This window comes from Pullulanibacillus sp. KACC 23026, from assembly GCF_029094525.1.
Classification (GTDB): domain Bacteria; phylum Bacillota; class Bacilli; order Bacillales; family Sporolactobacillaceae; genus KACC-23026.
This window is the reverse complement of sequence record NZ_CP119107.1, coordinates 4,477,467-4,491,927: the sequence shown is the minus strand read 5'-3', so window position 1 is coordinate 4,491,927 and position 14,461 is coordinate 4,477,467. Positions and strand designations below refer to the sequence as shown.

15 protein-coding genes are annotated in these 14,461 nt (G+C 43.2%); 11 read left to right on the top strand and 4 right to left on the bottom strand.

Features of this window, described 5'->3' with window-relative positions; genetic code table 11:
- The first annotated feature begins 179 nt into the window (after nucleotides 1-179).
- From PU629_RS20830 to PU629_RS20805, 6 genes are all read left to right on the top strand, one after another.
- Nucleotides 180-1,328 (top strand): trans-sulfuration enzyme family protein, encoded by a 1,149-nt coding sequence (locus PU629_RS20830; RefSeq protein WP_275281942.1) that lies wholly within the window; start codon nucleotides 180-182, stop codon nucleotides 1,326-1,328.
- Nucleotides 1,329-1,350: 22 nt separating this feature from the next.
- The gene (gene tsaE / locus PU629_RS20825; protein WP_275284508.1) at nucleotides 1,351-1,812 is read left to right on the top strand and encodes a tRNA (adenosine(37)-N6)-threonylcarbamoyltransferase complex ATPase subunit type 1 TsaE; all 462 of its coding nucleotides are present in this window, start codon (nucleotides 1,351-1,353) and stop codon (nucleotides 1,810-1,812) included.
- Entirely contained in the window at nucleotides 1,809-2,513 is a 705-nt protein-coding gene (gene tsaB / locus PU629_RS20820; protein ID WP_275281941.1) for a tRNA (adenosine(37)-N6)-threonylcarbamoyltransferase complex dimerization subunit type 1 TsaB, read from the top strand. Before tsaE ends, tsaB begins: the two co-directional genes overlap by 4 nt.
- Nucleotides 2,480-2,959: a ribosomal protein S18-alanine N-acetyltransferase gene (rimI, locus tag PU629_RS20815; protein WP_275281940.1), complete on the top strand. Its 480-nt coding sequence runs from the start codon at nucleotides 2,480-2,482 to the stop codon at nucleotides 2,957-2,959. Before tsaB ends, rimI begins: the two co-directional genes overlap by 34 nt.
- The gene (tsaD, locus tag PU629_RS20810; RefSeq protein ID WP_275281939.1) at nucleotides 2,956-3,990 is read left to right on the top strand and encodes a tRNA (adenosine(37)-N6)-threonylcarbamoyltransferase complex transferase subunit TsaD; all 1,035 of its coding nucleotides are present in this window, start codon (nucleotides 2,956-2,958) and stop codon (nucleotides 3,988-3,990) included. The genes rimI and tsaD overlap by 4 nt, the downstream gene beginning before the upstream one ends.
- Nucleotides 3,991-4,360: 370 nt before the next feature.
- A complete protein-coding gene (locus tag PU629_RS20805) occupies nucleotides 4,361-5,143 on the top strand; it encodes a methyltransferase domain-containing protein (RefSeq protein ID WP_275281938.1) in 783 nt (260 codons plus the stop codon).
- Between the two features lie 1,682 nt (nucleotides 5,144-6,825).
- Here the strand turns inward: PU629_RS20805 and PU629_RS20800 are convergent.
- Both PU629_RS20800 and PU629_RS20795 read right to left on the bottom strand, forming a co-directional pair.
- Entirely contained in the window at nucleotides 6,826-7,152 is a 327-nt protein-coding gene (locus PU629_RS20800) for a hypothetical protein (RefSeq protein ID WP_275281937.1), read from the bottom strand.
- Nucleotides 7,145-9,082, bottom strand: a complete 1,938-nt coding sequence (locus PU629_RS20795; protein WP_275281936.1) for an ABC transporter ATP-binding protein — start codon at nucleotides 9,080-9,082, stop codon at nucleotides 7,145-7,147. Before PU629_RS20795 ends, PU629_RS20800 begins: the two co-directional genes overlap by 8 nt.
- Nucleotides 9,083-9,643: 561 nt before the next feature.
- Here PU629_RS20795 and moaC point away from each other — a divergent pair.
- From moaC to map, 5 genes are all read left to right on the top strand, one after another.
- Nucleotides 9,644-10,129 carry a cyclic pyranopterin monophosphate synthase MoaC gene (moaC, locus tag PU629_RS20790; protein ID WP_275281935.1) on the top strand — a complete coding sequence of 162 codons (486 nt, stop codon included), beginning with the start codon at nucleotides 9,644-9,646 and terminating at the stop codon, nucleotides 10,127-10,129.
- An 18-nt stretch (nucleotides 10,130-10,147) separates the two neighbouring features.
- Nucleotides 10,148-10,795, top strand: coding sequence for a redox-sensing transcriptional repressor Rex (locus PU629_RS20785; RefSeq protein WP_275281934.1), 648 nt, complete (start codon nucleotides 10,148-10,150; stop codon nucleotides 10,793-10,795).
- 1 nt (nucleotide 10,796) lies between these two features.
- Nucleotides 10,797-10,973: a twin-arginine translocase TatA/TatE family subunit gene (locus tag PU629_RS20780; RefSeq protein WP_275281933.1), complete on the top strand. Its 177-nt coding sequence runs from the start codon at nucleotides 10,797-10,799 to the stop codon at nucleotides 10,971-10,973.
- Nucleotides 10,973-11,716 (top strand): twin-arginine translocase subunit TatC, encoded by a 744-nt coding sequence (gene tatC, locus PU629_RS20775; protein WP_275281932.1) that lies wholly within the window; start codon nucleotides 10,973-10,975, stop codon nucleotides 11,714-11,716. The genes PU629_RS20780 and tatC overlap by 1 nt, the downstream gene beginning before the upstream one ends.
- A gap of 464 nt (nucleotides 11,717-12,180) precedes the next feature.
- Nucleotides 12,181-12,948, top strand: a complete 768-nt coding sequence (gene map, locus PU629_RS20770; RefSeq protein ID WP_275281931.1) for a type I methionyl aminopeptidase — start codon at nucleotides 12,181-12,183, stop codon at nucleotides 12,946-12,948.
- Nucleotides 12,949-13,334: 386 nt separating this feature from the next.
- Here the strand turns inward: map and PU629_RS20765 are convergent, their stop codons facing one another.
- The gene (locus tag PU629_RS20765; protein WP_275281930.1) at nucleotides 13,335-13,523 is read right to left on the bottom strand and encodes a hypothetical protein; all 189 of its coding nucleotides are present in this window, start codon (nucleotides 13,521-13,523) and stop codon (nucleotides 13,335-13,337) included.
- The gene (locus tag PU629_RS20760) at nucleotides 13,523-14,209 is read right to left on the bottom strand and encodes a CPBP family intramembrane glutamic endopeptidase (RefSeq protein WP_275281929.1); all 687 of its coding nucleotides are present in this window, start codon (nucleotides 14,207-14,209) and stop codon (nucleotides 13,523-13,525) included. Before PU629_RS20760 ends, PU629_RS20765 begins: the two co-directional genes overlap by 1 nt.
- Nucleotides 14,210-14,461 lie beyond the last annotated feature (252 nt).

Here is a 14,461-nt window from a genome sequence, read left to right as displayed (position 1 = left end):
TAACTATTATTTCGATTTCCTAAATTATTATAAACGAAATACCGAGAATTAGGTATGATAATTTATAACTTTCAAAAAATACTCGCGAATCAGGTGTTAAATCCGAATGATCTTAAATAGGCTTTTTTAAGGTGAATTGATATAATAAAACTAACATGTAAAAGGGTGAGGTGTTAGGGATGGTTGAATTTAATACGCGTGTTGTACATATATCAAAAGACGATCAAATCGATAATGGTTCAAAGACAACACCGATTTATCAGACATCTGCCTTTCAAAGTAAAAGTTTAGAGGAATTGGAATCCTTTTATACAGGAGACAAGCGCTATTTATACTCCAGAATTGACAATCCGAATACAAATGAGTTAGGAAGAGCGGTAGCAGAAATCGAAGGGGCGAAAGCTGGTGTTGCGACTTCTTCTGGGATGTCCGCGATCTTAATCGCCTTTTTAGCCGTATTAAAACCGGGCGATCACTTGGTGGCCTGCTGGGATTTGTACGGAGGCACTTACCAGCTGATCACTGAAGAATTAAGTGATTTTGGGATTCAATCTACCCTGGTCGATTTTTCCAATCTGAATGAGGTGGAGAAGGCGACTCAGCCTAATACAAAACTTCTTTTTTCTGAATCCATCACGAACCCTTTACTTCGCGTGGAAAATATTGCTGGACTAGCAGCGCTGGCAAAGGCTCATCAATTAGTCACGATCATTGATAACACGTTTGCCTCACCTTATTTACGGCAACCCTTTTTACAAGGGGCTGACCTTGTTGTTCACAGTGCGACTAAGTATATTGGTGGACATAGTGATGTAACAGCTGGAGTTGTTGTCGGTCGTGCTGATTTGGTTGAAAAAGCAAAGACAAAAGGTGTCCATCTTGGAACTACTCTCAGCCCATTTGAAGCATGGCTTGCTAGCCGTGGACTCAAAACATTGAGTGTGCGGATGGAGAGACAAGTCAGTAATGCGGCAAGTCTTGCTGCCTATCTAAAAACACGTCAAGAGATTAAGCACGTTTACTATCCTGAATTAATTAATGGGAAGGGCCAAAGCGCCATTGTCACGATTGAGTTGAATGATCAGTTTGTGGATCTAAGTCTATTTTTTAAATCCTTATCTTGGGTCAAAATTATTGCCTCACTTGCAGGGGTAGAGACAACGGTCAGTCACTCAACAACAACCTCACATCGTGCGCTGCCGAAGGAGCTTTGTGATAAGCTAGGAATTAATCAAAATGTTATTCGGATATCGGTTGGAATTGAAGATGAAAAAGATATTATTCAAGCTTTTGAAGAAGCTATTTTAAAAGCTTCTAAAAAAGCTTAAGAGATATAAAAAGCAGTGAGGGATTACCATGATTGAAAGAACAACGGCTTCAACTGAAGAGACGATGAAGTTAGCAGAGGAGCTTTCAAGCTTGCTGAAGCCAGGCATGGTTTTGACTTTAGAAGGCGGCTTAGGAGCGGGCAAAACGACCTTTACAAAAGGTCTTGCTAAGGGGCTGGGTGTTCAGCGCATGGTAAACAGCCCCACGTTTACAATTATCAAGGAATATCAGGGAACTCAGTTGCCTCTTTATCATATGGATGTCTATCGTCTAGATGAAGAAAGCGGGGAAGATCTGGGCTTTGACGACTATTTCTATGGCGACGGTATTACGGTTGTTGAATGGCCGAGTCAGATCGAATCACAGCTTCCTTCCGAGCGGTTAGAAATCAGAATGGAAAGACTCGATGATGAGTTGCGGCAGATAACGCTCATTCCTCATGGAGAGAGAATGCAGACGTTGTGTCAGGAGTTGAATCGATGAAAATTTTAGCGATTGATTCGTCCACTACTGTTATGGGAGTGGCGGTCATGGAAGATAGGAAATTGCTTGCGGAATACACGACGAACCTAAAATTGAATCACTCGGTTCGTTTAATGCCGGCGATTGAGCGTGTGCTCAGTGAAGTCGAGCTTTCTCCTCAAGATTTAGACAGAATTGCTGTTGCAAAAGGGCCAGGGTCTTATACGGGCGTTCGAATGGGAGTAACGGTTGCCAAGACATTGGCATGGACGTTAAAAAAAGAGTTGGTGGGAGTCTCCACTTTGCAGGTTCTAGCGCAAAACGGCACTTTTTTCACTGGGATGGTGGCGCCTTTCTTTGATGCGCGCCGGGACCGTGTCTATGCTGGCTTGTATAAGGAGGGGGAGAGCCACTTGAATCCGGTTATCCAAGACGCCATTGTCAGTGTTGATGAATGGTTACTTTCTCTAAAAAATAGAAATGAAGCGATATTATTTGTTGGACAAGATCTGTCGGCGTTTGAAAGCCGGATCCGATCCGCTCTAGGAGAACAGGCTGTGTTTGCACCACCCTCCTTAACCATTCCGAGGCCGGCTGAGCTCGCCCGGGTTGGCGCCGCTCTTTCACCTGAGGAGATGGTTCATCAATTTGTACCAGAATATTTACAGATGGCGGAGGCAGAGGCGAAATGGCAAGCCAATCAAAAGAAGACTTTGAATTGAGCGGGGATGTCGAGCTTCGGGTGATGACGTTAGAGGATGTCGATGGGGTCCACAAGATTGAAACGGCCTGCTTTGCGACACCTTGGTCCAGATCCGCATTCGTCAATGAAGTTCTTCACAATCAATTTGCGACTTATTTTGTTGCGGAAGAGGCAGGACAGCTGTTAGGCTATATTGGCTGTTGGGTTGTGATTGATGATGCGAACATAACCAATATTGCCGTATTACCGGACTACCGAGGCAGAAAGATTGGTGAAGCCCTCTTGAGGACGGCGATGGAGCTCGCCAGGCTGAAGCAGGCAACACGAATGAGCCTTGAAGTTCGGGTAAGCAATACTGTTGCTCAGAATCTCTATGAAAAGCTGGGCTTTCAGCGCGGCGGAATACGAAAAAACTATTATACTGATAATAATGAAGATGCATATGTCATGTGGGTGACTTTATGAATGAACAGGAAAAAGAAACGTTGATATTAGGAATTGAAACAAGCTGTGACGAAACAGCGGCATCTGTAGTAGCTAATGGCTGTGAGATCCGTTCGAATGTTGTCGCGTCACAAATTGAAAGTCATAAGCGCTTTGGCGGTGTCGTACCGGAAATTGCGTCACGCCATCATGTGGAACAGATCACGTTAGTCATTGAGGAAGCGATGAAGGAAGCGGATGTCACCTGGGCTGATTTAGATGGGATTGCAGTGACTCAAGGACCTGGTCTTGTTGGGGCACTCTTGGTTGGGGTTCATGCGGCAAAGGCACTTGCCTTCGCCCATCAGCTGCCGCTTATCCCGGTTCATCATATTGCAGGTCATATCTATGCCAACCGTCTTATTTCAGAAATGAAATTCCCTTTACTTGCGCTTATTGTCTCAGGAGGTCATACGGAGCTGATCTACATGAAAGAGCACGGCCATTATATGGTTATTGGGGAGACGCGCGACGATGCGGCAGGAGAGGCTTACGATAAAGTAGCTCGGACTCTGGATTTGCCTTATCCAGGTGGTCCGCAAATGGATCGGCTCGCTCAAGAAGGCTCCGACATTCTTGACTTCCCAAGGGCGTGGCTAGAAGAGGGGTCCTTTGACTTCAGCTTTAGCGGTCTGAAATCAGCGGTTATCAATACTTTGCATAACGCAGCACAGCGAGGCGAGCACTATGCTCCAGAGGATGTGGCCGCAAGCTTTCAAGCGAGTGTTGTCGATGTTTTGGTAGAAAAGACGCGGCAGGCGGCCAGAACGTATCGCGTCAATCAAGTGCTGCTTGCAGGTGGCGTAGCCGCGAACAGCGGGTTGCGTGAAGCATTAAACCACATGTGTCAGGACGAGGGCATTCCCTGCATTGTTCCGCCTTTAAAACTATGTACCGATAACGCGGCGATGATCGCAGCAGCTGGAACCATTGGCTTTATAAAAGGTCACCGGGCGGGTTTAGCCCTTAATGCTAACCCAGGTCTATCGTTAGAAGGATTTAATACTTTATAAATGGTGTGGCCCTAACGCAAAATTGTTATAACGAAACGACACTTTAATAAAATTCTAGTTAACCTAGATTATAGATAAAGGACACTCACTTTTTTCGGTGAGTGTCTTTTGTCATCCTTCTAGCAGACTTTTTATTAGACATAAAAAAACATCGTTTAGCCCATCTTAGGGTTTTACTGGCAGTTTGAAGAGGCTGGTGGAGATCTCTGGATATGAGCCAAGAATGTTGTAGGTCATGAGGGGCCTTTAAGGTAAGGCAGTTTCTCTTAATAAGATAATTGAAACGAAGATGATAAATAAAATAGAATTTACTTATAAATCGAGGAGAATAGAATGGAATAGAAAGATACTTTAAAAGGATGTGGGCGAGATGGCCATCGATTTTCATAATGAAAATAATCGTATGACTTATGCTTTAAGAACAGCAGATCCAAACTGGCTGGCTAAAGTCAAAGAGCTTGTAAATCCAGAAGGTCAGTACATCATAGATATTGGCTGCGGCGGCGGGATTTACACAAGAGCTTTTGCCGATATGGGGGCGGCCATCGTTAAAGGGGTGGATTTCTCATTACCCATCTTAACAACTGCACGTGAAACAAGTGTCGGCTATCCACAAGTGGAGTTCTGTGAAGGCAATGCTCTTGATACAAAGCTTGAAAGTAACCAATTTGATACTCTTCTTGAAAGAGCCCTCATTCATCACATAACGGATTTAGAAGCTTGTTTTAAAGAGGCCCATCGTTTATTAAAGCCAGGAGGAGTTTGTCTCATTCAAGATCGCACCCCTGAAGATTGTCTATTAGAAGGTAGCCCTGCCCACTTAAGAGGGTACTTTTTCTCCGCTTTTCCAAAACTCAAAGAAAAAGAGATTAAAAGAAGATATGATCTTGAAACAGTTGTTCATGCTCTTGAGGCAACGGGATTTCAAGTGGAGGGAGTGCATAAGCTTTGGGAAGTGAGAAAGACTTACGAAAATATCGAGGAGTTAGAAGAAGACTTGTTAAACAGAACAGGACGCTCGATCCTTTATGATTTATCTAATGAAGAATTAGGTGAGCTTGTCAGTCTCATTGTGGATAATGTAAAAGAAGCCGGTCTAAAACCAATTATAGAAAAGGACCGATGGACGATTTGGAAAGCGGTAAAAAGGTAAGAGCAATCAAAAGGCTGATCATCTTGCTCATTTCAAAGGCCTATGAGGACAAAGACAAAAGAGTTAATAGTAGAGGGATTTCTTCAGAGCTCGGATATAACTGCTATTTGCGATGAAGTTTATTTCAACTGCCTTTTTCTAGTTAGAGTACTCAAGGAGGGAGGCTTGTTACTAGTGGCCTGATTCCCATCACTAAGCGGGGGGTTAGGATGTCAATTAAACAATCCTGGCCGGAGATGGGGTCTTGCTTGAAAGGATGCTAAAGCGGCTAGAGGCTGGGGCCGCAAGCTAGATCTGCTCAACAATTGGCCAAGACATGAATAAGAATTCGTTTTTTATCAAAGGATGGGTCATTTCATCGAATGTCACGATGTGGAGCGGATCCATTTCTATAAAGATTTGAAAAAGGAGTCAAGTCCCCCCTGATAGCCGTGTGAAAGTTGAATAGGGGATATGTGTATAAGTCTGTGGATAACCATTCTTTATTCACAGCGAAATTTGGCGAAAAATAGCACCTAAACCAACGAAAGTCTGGATATTAAAATAATCCACAGAATTAACAGTGGTTATACACAGATTGTGGATAAAAACTCTAAATCAGATAGACTAGGAGCCCTGGAAACTAATTACTTACTAACATTGGAGCGGCTTCTATTGTTTCAGAGAAAATGTGGATAATGTTAATTGTTTGTGGATAACTCTACTGTTAAGATGAGAAGCTCGGCCAGCACAAACCCAAGTTGGGAAGAGATCATAGAAGCTTGACCAGAAATCCCAGAAGGTTAGTCAAAAATCCAAGAAGGTCACCCAAAAATCCAAGAAGGTACGCGAAAAATCGGAGAAGCTCGACCAGAGCAGTCCCCAGTTTGGGAGAAATCCCAAAAGGTCGGTTAAAAATCCAAAAAGGTATGAAAAAAATCCAAGAAGGTCACCCAAAAATCCAAGAAGGTACGCGAAAAATCGGAGAAGCTTGACCAGAGCAGTCCCCGGTTATGGAGAAATCCTAAAAGGTTGGCTAAAAATCCAAGAAGGTATGAAAAACATCCAAGAAGGTCACCCAAAAATCCAAGAAGGTGCGCGAAAAATTGGAGAAGCTCGACCAGCGCAGTCCCCAGTTTTGGCGGAATCCCAAAAGGTCAGTCAAAAATCCAAGAAGGTTTGAAAAACATCCAAGAAGGTCACCAAAAAATCCGAGAAGGTGCGCGAAAAATCGGAGAAGCTTGACCAGCGCAGTCCCCAGTTTTGGCGGAATCCCAAAAGGTCAGTCAAAAATCCAAGAAGGTTTGAAAAAAATCCAAGAAGGTCACCAAAAAATCCGAGAAGGTGCGCGAAAAATCGGAGAAGCTTGACCAGAGCAGTCCCCAGTTTTGGTGGAATCCCAAAAGGTCAGTCAAAAATCCGAGAAGGTTTGAAAAACATCATAGAAGGTCAGTCAAAAATCCGAGAAGGTTTGAAAAACATCATAGAAGGTTAGTCAAAAATCCAAGAAGGTACGCGAAAAATCGGAGAAGCTCACCCAGAGCAGTCCCAAGTTTTGGCGGAATCCCAAAAGGTCGGTTAAAAATCCGAGAAGGTATGAAAAACATCCAAGAAGGTCACCCAAAAATCCAAGAAGGTGCGCGAAAAACCGGAGAAGCTCGACCAGCGCAGTCCCCGGTTTTGGAGAAATCCCAAAAGGTTGACTAAAAATCCAAGAAGGTATGAAAAAAATCCAAGAAGGTCACCCAAAAATCCAAGAAGGTACGCGAAAAATCGGAGAAGCTTGACCAGAGCAGTCCCCAGTTTTGGCGGAATCCCAAAAGGTCAGTCAAAAATCCAAGAAAGTTTGAAAAACATCCAAGAAGGTCACCAAAAAATCCGAGAAGGTGCGCGAAAAATCGGAGAAGCTCGACCAGCGCAGTCCCCAGTTTGGGAGAAACCCAAAAAGCTCGACCTAGGCGCAGGAGCCTCAACCCCCAAGTATTAAAAAACATGGTGCTCACGTTTGTAAGCACCATGTTTTTATTCATCTTCTTGCTCTAGTTGGAGGGCTTCCCAATTTTCCATTTCTTTGTCTAATGCTTCTCGGGCGGCTTCTAGTTGTTGGTGAATTTCGTTTGCTTTTTCATGGTCCGTGTAGATCTCTGGAAGGGTGAGTTGATTCTCATAGGTTTCAATCTCGCCTTCTAGGGTGTGGATGTGCGCTTCGCTTTGCTCAATGGCTCGCTCTAATTGGCGCATTCTGCGTTTGCGTTCTTTATCTTTTTCGTAAGAGGGGGCTTGAGCTTGTTGTTTGGCAGAAGTTGTTAAGCCTTTCGCTTCTTGCAGCTCTAATGCCTCGCGCTCTTGCATTTCTGCTTTCTTTTCAATGTAGTAATCATAATCACCAAGATAATCCGTCAGACCATCGTGGGAGAGCTCCAAAATACGGGTCGCAATCCGGTTGATAAAATAACGGTCATGGGAGACGAAGAGCAATGTACCAGGGTAGTCAATTAGGGCGTTTTCCAGCACTTCTTTACTGTCCAAATCAAGGTGGTTAGTGGGCTCGTCCAAAATAAGGAAGTTATTTTTTTGAAGCATGAGCTTGGCAAGTGCGACACGTGCTTTTTCTCCACCGCTTAACTGTCCGGTTGTTTTCAGAACATCTTCACCTGAAAAAAGAAACTGTCCTAGCACTGTGCGAATATCTTTCTCCGGTAATAGTGGAAAGGCGTCCCAAAGTTCGGCTAAAACGGTTTTATTAGAAGATAAGGTTGCTTGCTCTTGATCATAATAGCCAATCGACACATTGGTTCCTAAGGTGAAGTTTCCAGCTTTTTGAGATAAGTAGCCCACAATCGTTTTTAACAGAGTTGACTTTCCGATCCCGTTTGGCCCCACTAAGGCAACGCTTTCGGTCTTATGAAGCTGAAAGGAAAAGCCAGCGGAAAGCGGTTCAGGTTGGTCGGGATAGCCAATCGCCAAATCTTGGACCATTAGGACATCATTTCCGCTTTGCTTTTCAATTTGGAATGAAAAAGCAGCTGATTTCTCTTGACCAGGTCGATCCAATAGCGTAATCTTCTCCAACTGTTTCCGGCGGCTTTGAGCCCGTTTTGTTGTCGAGGCCCTCGCAATATTACGCTGAACAAAGTCCTCTAGTTTCGCGACTTCCTTTTGCTGCTTTTCAAAAGCTTGCATGTCTCTTTCGAAGTCTAGAGCCTTTTGGTTCAGATAAGCTGAGTAGTTGCCGTGATACTTGGTGGCGGAATGGTTCGAAATCTCAAAGACCTTTCCAACGATTTTATCGAGAAAATAACGGTCGTGTGAGACAATAAGAATAGCACCTGGATAATGCTGAAGATAATTTTCCAGCCATGTTAAAGTATCAATGTCCAAGTGGTTGGTCGGCTCGTCCAGTATTAAGAGATCCGGCTTGGTTAAAAGCAGGCGACCGAGTGAGAGGCGAGTTTTCTGTCCTCCAGAAAGCATGTGCACCTTAGTATCCTCAGGAAAATCTCCAAAGCCCAATCCATTCAGAACACTGTTAATTTCTGCTTGGTACGTATAGCCACCTCTATTTTGAAAATAGGTTTGTTTTTGGTCGTAAGTCTTCATCAATTGGTCAAACGCTTCTTGTGGCAGCGGCTCGGCCATTTTGAACTCCAGTTCGCGAAGTTCGTGTTCAAGCTGGATGACCTCTTTAAAGGCGTCTCTGAGCTCGTCCATTAAAGTTTTTTTAGAATCCAGGCGCATGTTTTGCTCAAGATAACCAATACTTGTTTCCTTTGGGATCATGATTTGGCCGGAATCATAAGACATTTGTCCAGCGATGATTTTCAGAAGTGTTGATTTCCCACTTCCATTTCTCCCGACCAAAGCCACGCGTTCGCCTGTTTGGACTTCAATGTGTATATTCGATAAAATAAGATCAGTTCCAAAAGATTTTGTTAATTGATGAGTTTGTAATAGAATCAAAGGAATCACCCCTAGCTTCTACTAGTTTAGCCGATTCTTTAATCCCATGGCAATCCTTCTACTTGAAGTTCCTCTGTGAGTTATCTTCAAAGCTTAGCGCCGTGCGGGATTGCCCCGAGGAAGCTTACATCGAAGCATTTGCATGTAGACGTAGGGGCAGCGGCCAATTACATAAATTGAATAGATAACTTTTGCTTGAAGGTAGCTTCGTGCAGGCTTGCTTATAACCTCATTCTTTTGAAAAAAGGTTATAAGCACAATAAGTTGTCGTAAGTGGATAGACAAATGTTTAATAGAAGAAGGCCAAACGTATAGGAGTTCTTATAACCTCATTCTTTCGGCAAAAGGTTATAAGCACAGATGGTTGCTGAGAGCGGATTGATGCAGAGGCTTTTACGTGTTGACTTGCGCCGGGGAACTTGCATCTAAGCTCATGCTACTGGGTGCAGGCTAGCCGTCTAAGGCATCCAAATTATTTAAATTTTTTCAGCACCCTTTGGTCTTGCCATTGGAAAAGACAGACCAAGGGACTCGTGATATAGTTGAGAGGAAGAGGAAAAAGTGTCGGATTTAACGCATATAAATGAACAGGGACGGGCCAAAATGGTCGATGTCTCTGATAAAGAAGAAACGCGCCGTATGGCGGTGGCGTGCTCAAGTATTCAGGTGAATCAAGAGATTTATGAAGCAATCAATCAAGGCACGATCAAAAAAGGGGATGTCCTTGCGGTTGCACAGGTGGCGGGGATTATGGCAGCGAAGAACACCTCACAGATTATCCCAATGTGTCACCCGCTGATGCTTTCAGGGGTCGATCTTTTCTTTTATTGGGATGACAAGGAGGCATATTTACTCCGGATTGAAGCGACTGTGAAAAACAAGGGGGCAACGGGTGTGGAAATGGAGGCCCTTACGGCTGCAACCACAGCGGCCCTTACAATTTATGACATGTGTAAAGCACTTGATAAAAGCATGGTGATTGGTCCGACTTATCTTCAAAGTAAATCAGGGGGAAAAAGCGGCGATTATCAGAGAGAAACCAATTAAATTGCCGGGAGGTAGAACATGGTACAAGAGAAAATTCCTCAGGCAACCGCAAAGCGCCTGCCGCTTTATTATCGGTTTTTGCAGCATTTGTCTGAGTCGGGGAGACGGCGGATTTCATCTTCGGAGTTAAGTGAACTGGTCAAGATTGATTCGGCAACCATTCGCCGTGATCTTTCTTACCTTGGTGCCCTGGGGAAGAAGGGCTATGGCTACAATGTAGAAAGACTTTTAACCTTTCTTCGTGGAAAGCTTGACCAGGACGAGCTGACAAAGGTAATGCTGATTGGGGTTGGAAACTTAGGAACAGCCCTACTCAAATATAATTTTTTGAAAAATAACAATTCTAAAATTGTAGTCGCTTATGATACCGATTATAATAAAGTTGGGACCTTAATAGGCGGAACACCCATCCGTCATGTCGATCAGTTAAAAACGGATAACTTGGACGATATTCAAGTCGCTATTCTTACCGTTCCACAAGAGGCGGCCCAAAAAGTGGCAGACCAGCTCCTCCGAACGGGAGTGACTGGCGTACTTAACTTCACACCTGTCCGATTATCTTTACCTGATCGAATCCGTATTCATCATATTGATCTGGCGGTTGAACTTCAAACTTTAATTTATTTCTTAAAGAATTATCCTATTGATGACGAGGGAGGTGACTAATATGGGTCTTGGTGCGGGCAGTATTGCTTTAATTGCGATCGTAGCTCTTATTATATTTGGACCAAAAAAACTTCCTGAATTCGGAAAGGCAGCTGGAAATACGCTGCGTGAATTTCGTAATGCAACTAAAGGGATTGTCGATGAAGATGACGTAAAAGAGAAGCAGGATGATCGCTGATGCAAGATACTTCTATGAGTGTGACCGAACACCTTGAAGAGCTCAGGAAACGGTTGATTGTAAGCGCCATCGGTTTCGCTGTCTCTTTTGGCATTGGTTTTTTCTTGGCAAAGCCGCTGATCATCTATCTTCAGCACATTAAAGCTGCCGATCATATTCAAATGAATTATTTTCGGGTGACCGATCCCTTTAATATTTACATGCAAATGGCCTTTGTTATTGGAATTATATTAGTTTCGCCGCTCCTCCTTTACCAGTTGTGGGCATTTGTGAGCCCTGGGCTTTATAAAAACGAGCGCCGGGTTACTTTATCTTACATTCCCATTATGATCGTTCTTTTCTTAGCAGGTGTGGCTTTTTCATTTTATGTATTGTTCCCTTATGTGCTGCATTTCATGGGAACGCTCAGCAGTTCTTTACATATTACAAGCGTCATCGGGATCAATGAATATTTTCATTTTTTAATTCAGATTACGCTGCCGTTTGGCCTTGTATTCGAGCTGCCCGTATTGGTGATGTTTTTAACACGTCTCGGTATTATTACACCTTTTTTTCTTACTAAAATAAGAAAATATGCTTATTTTGTTTTGCTCGTTGTTGCAGGGTTAATCACCCCGCCAGACGTTATGTCACAGTTGATCGTCATGGTGCCGCTAGTAATTTTGTACGAAATAAGCGTTCTTATATCGAGATATACATTTAATCAATCATTAAAACGAATGGCTAGCCACGATGAATCCTGATCGTGGTTTTTATTTTTTTTAATAAGGTGACACCACTTTTTGGATCTTTTCTATTTCTAAAGGACACATGGGCATAAATTCCCAAATCTTGACTTGTCAGCTGTGCTAAAAATCCTTGATTAAAGATAGAGATTTTGCGCAAGCCAGCACGAACAACTATCCAAAGATGACAAATTCATGATGGGCTTTCAAGTAGTAGGCTCGTTACAGCTGACGAGGAGAACCGCACCCAAAGAGGGGAGCGCCGTTTTAATTATTTTCGATTCTGCCAGTCCTTTCGCTCATAATTATTTGAGCCTGGGTGACTATAATTGGTATGATAAGAGGGTAGCGTTTCACATATACGATGAACAAAGAATAGACTGCTTTAATCTTGAGTATTAGCGAAGAAATCTCCATATAGTTTAGGGATGGCGGTTAGCTGTGAACGTTCAGGAAGCATTGCAGAGAATAGGAGGTCTGACATGATTCAATTAAAGTCAGCAAATGAAATAGAGAAGATGAGGGAAGCAGGCGTCTTGCTTGCAAGCGTTCATAAAGAAATCAAAAAAATGATCAAACCAGGCATCACCACGCAAGCAATAGAAGAATTTGTTGATCGGTATTTGGCTAAGAACGGGGCAACCCCAGAGCAAAAAGGCTTCAATGGCTATCAGTTCGCCACTTGTGCATCTATAAATGATGAAATCTGCCATGGGTTTCCAAGATCAACGCCTTTGAAAAATGGCGATATCGTTACGATTGATATGGTTGTTAACTTAGATGGATTTCTTGCCGATTCCGCTTGGAGTTATGCAGTCGGAGAGGTTCCAGCTGAAACGCAGAGGCTTTTGGACGTAACAAAGGAATCTCTTTATAAAGGGATTCGTGAAGCGGTTATTGGCAATCGGATTGGCGATATCGGTCATGCCATCCAAGCCTATGCAGAAGGAGAAGGCTTCAGTGTGGTTCGAGATTTTGTAGGACACGGTATTGGACCGACGATTCATGAAGAACCCCAAGTGCCGCATTACGGTTTACCTGGAAAAGGTCTGCGCTTAAAAGAGGGAATGGTCATTACAATTGAACCGATGATTAATAGTGGGGATTGGCGATCCAAAATGGACGACAACGGTTGGACCGCACGCACTGTTGACGGCTCACTCTCTGCCCAGTTTGAGCATACGATTGCCATTACTAAGGACGGCCCTGTGATTCTTACCTTGCAAGATGACGAAACGTTTTCTCTTTAAGAGAAGGCGTTTTTTTACTACTTAAGCCCAATCATGAAGGAAATCAAGCAACGGGCTCGCTGCAACTAAATAAAACCAACTAAGAGGCTGGTACAAAACTAAACTAACTGACTTAAATTCCGAACAATACATTTTATAAGTACAGAAACAAATAGGAAGCGCAGTCAAAATACGGGGACCCCTGCGGGAACAGCACGTGTCCGAAGACCCTGCAAGCAAGCGTTTTCCTTGCTGAGGAGGCTGAGGCCGTGCCCGCGGAAAGCGACGTATTTTGACTAGCGTTTCATAAATGACTTAACTTATAAATGAAAAACCGAACTCATCACGTTAAAATGTGTGAATAAGTTCGGTTTTTTCTATTCGTAACATACTTCTGTCCCAGCCTCTTAGTGCTTAAACTTAAATTGACTATAGCGGACCCAATTGATGAGCCCCAATTGGACATCGTAGGAGGCAAAAGCGACAAGAAATAAGATGCGCCAATTCCAAACGGATGGGGTAGCCACACGGCAGGCGTAATAAGTAAATAAAAAGCCAAAGATGAGATAGAGGAGGCTTTTTGCCATATAGGACATTAAAACCACCATCCAATCCAGCTTGGCTGATGCTGCTCGAGAAATTTCTGGACATGCGGGGACAGGGCCAAAATGGTCGCAATCGCATTTAAAGAACCATGAGCGAACATCGAGACATATATCCGTTTGGTCTTGTGATACAAAAAAGCGAGGGCAAAGCCAATTGAACCGTAAATAATCAGATGCCCATCAGCATGAGCTAAGGCAAAGAGTAACGAACTAATGACGGCAGCAAAGAAAAACGGCATAAACCGATTTAGGGATCCGAAGATGATTTTTCGGAAAATGATTTCTTCTAAGATAGGACCAATCACCACTACGGACAAGATGATATAGGGAGATTGCCGAGCAAGTTTCATAATATCTTCTGTATTTTGCGACTGCGCTGGACTGCCGAAGAGATTATAATCAATGATCCCAGCGACCATTTGAGTAAGATAAACTAAAAAAATACCGCCAATTATCCATGAAACAATGGTGCTAGGCTCCATATAAGGCCGCTTAATATGTCTTTCCGGCATAAGGATGAGAAGCGTAAGGACCAAGCAAACAATAAAGCTTAGGGAGATCATAAAGCCTTCTCTTTGGCCCTTTGGTACAACGGAAAGTATGGGAGTAAGGGCTAGAAAGCCAGACAATTGACAAAGGACATAGACAATGATGATCATAATATACCTTTTAAGCAATAGTTAATCTCCTTTTCTTTCTAGGTAGTTTTTTATTAAAAGGCAAACAATCTAGTAATGATAAAATGAACAGGATTTTAGCGCCAAACGCTCATTTCGCAAACAGGTAAGAATCTCCTGATTAAGTAACACCTGGGACAGCTTTTGGAACTTATTTTATCATATTCAAAAGAAAGCCACTTCATTTGCCCGATCTGCAAGTTTTATTATTTTGGGTATAAAAATGAAAAATTCAGTAATTAGCCAACTAGT

What these genes read in the sequence shown, in the direction of transcription:
- PU629_RS20805 (WP_275281938.1), top strand. Translation starts at nt 4,361, where the DNA reads ATGGCCATCGATTTTCATAATGAAAATAATCGTATGACTTATGCTTTA.
- tsaB (WP_275281941.1), top strand. Translation starts at nt 1,809, where the DNA reads ATGAAAATTTTAGCGATTGATTCGTCCACTACTGTTATGGGAGTGGCG.
- PU629_RS20830 (WP_275281942.1), top strand. Translation starts at nt 180, where the DNA reads ATGGTTGAATTTAATACGCGTGTTGTACATATATCAAAAGACGATCAA.
- map (WP_275281931.1), top strand. Translation starts at nt 12,181, where the DNA reads ATGATTCAATTAAAGTCAGCAAATGAAATAGAGAAGATGAGGGAAGCA.
- rimI (WP_275281940.1), top strand. Translation starts at nt 2,480, where the DNA reads ATGGCAAGCCAATCAAAAGAAGACTTTGAATTGAGCGGGGATGTCGAG.
- tsaD (WP_275281939.1), top strand. Translation starts at nt 2,956, where the DNA reads ATGAATGAACAGGAAAAAGAAACGTTGATATTAGGAATTGAAACAAGC.
- PU629_RS20780 (WP_275281933.1), top strand. Translation starts at nt 10,797, where the DNA reads ATGGGTCTTGGTGCGGGCAGTATTGCTTTAATTGCGATCGTAGCTCTT.
- PU629_RS20785 (WP_275281934.1), top strand. Translation starts at nt 10,148, where the DNA reads ATGGTACAAGAGAAAATTCCTCAGGCAACCGCAAAGCGCCTGCCGCTT.
- PU629_RS20800 (WP_275281937.1), bottom strand. Translation starts at nt 7,152, where the DNA reads ATGAATAAAAACATGGTGCTTACAAACGTGAGCACCATGTTTTTTAAT.
- tatC (WP_275281932.1), top strand. Translation starts at nt 10,973, where the DNA reads ATGCAAGATACTTCTATGAGTGTGACCGAACACCTTGAAGAGCTCAGG.
- PU629_RS20765 (WP_275281930.1), bottom strand. Translation starts at nt 13,523, where the DNA reads ATGTCCTATATGGCAAAAAGCCTCCTCTATCTCATCTTTGGCTTTTTA.